The following is a 1,478-nucleotide window of genomic DNA, read 5'->3' as shown; positions in this document are numbered from 1 at the left end:
AGAAACAGAAGAAGCGCCAAAAGCTGAAGAAACAAGCAAAGCAGCAACAGAAAAAGCACCAAAAGCTGAAGAAACAAACAAAGTAGAAACAGAAGAAGCGCCAGCAGCTGAAGAAACAAACAAAGCAGCAACAGAAGAAACACCAGCAGTTGAAGACACAAATGCTAAGAGCAATTCAAATGCTCAACCATCAGAAACTGAGAGAACTCAAGTTGTAGATACAGTTGCTAAAGATTTATATAAAAAATCTGAAGTTACAGAAGCAGAAAAAGCTGAAATTGAAAAAGTATTACCAAAAGATATTTCAAACTTATCTAATGAAGAAATTAAAAAAATAGCTTTAAGTGAAGTACTTAAAGAAACAGCTAACAAAGAAAACGCACAACCAAGAGCAACATTCCGTTCAGTAAGCAGCAATGCTAGAACAACAAATGTTAACTATTCAGCAACAGCATTAAGAGCAGCTGCACAAGACACAGTTACTAAAAAAGGAACTGGTAACTTTACTGCGCATGGAGATATAATCCATAAAACTTATAAAGAAGAATTCCCTAATGAAGGCACGCTAACTGCATTCAATACAAACTTCAATCCTAATACAGGAACTAAAGGCGCATTAGAATATAATGATAAAATAGATTTTAATAAAGACTTTACAATTACTGTTCCAGTAGCAAACAACAACCAAGGTAATACAACAGGAGCAGATGGCTGGGGCTTCATGTTTACTCAAGGGAATGGCCAAGACTTCTTAAACCAAGGTGGTATTTTAAGAGACAAAGGTATGGCAAATGCATCTGGTTTTAAAATTGATACGGCATATAATAATGTTAATGGTAAAGTCGATAAACTCGATGCAGATAAAACAAACAATCTAAGTCAAATTGGCGCAGCAAAAGTTGGTTACGGTACATTTGTTAAAAATGGTGCAGATGGTGTGACTAACCAAGTTGGTCAAAATGCCCTAAATACAAAAGATAAACCTGTAAATAAAATAATTTATGCAGATAATACAACTAATCATCTTGATGGTCAATTCCATGGCCAAAGATTAAATGATGTAGTATTAAATTATGATGCAGCAACAAGTACAATAACTGCTACATATGCAGGAAAAACATGGAAAGCTACTACAGATGATTTAGGAATTGATAAATCACAAAAATATAATTTCTTAATTACTTCAAGTCATATGCAAAATAGATATTCTGATGGAATTATGAGAACAAATCTTGAAGGTGTAACAATTACAACGCCTCAAGCTGATTTAATTGATGATGTGGAAGTAACGAAACAACCAATTCCTCATAAAACTATTCGTGAGTTTGATCCAACTCTAGAACCAGGCTCACCTGATGTTATTGTACAAAAAGGTGAAGATGGAGAGAAAACAACAACTACACCAACTAAAGTTGACCCTGATACAGGAGATGTAGTTGAACGTGGTGAACCAACAACAGAAGTAACAAAAGAACCAG

1 pseudogene is annotated in these 1,478 nt (G+C 34.5%); it reads left to right on the top strand.

What is annotated here, in order from left to right:
• A pseudogene (gene pls, locus HMPREF3265_RS09775) lies at window positions 1–1,478 on the top strand (plasmin-sensitive LPXTG-anchored glycoprotein Pls); the annotation flags it as partial.

The organism is Staphylococcus sp. HMSC62B09 (assembly GCF_001839115.1).
Taxonomy (GTDB): Bacteria; Bacillota; Bacilli; order Staphylococcales; family Staphylococcaceae; genus Staphylococcus; species Staphylococcus haemolyticus.
Note: the sequence above shows the minus strand (reverse complement) of the source record. Positions and strands in the feature narration are given on the sequence as shown.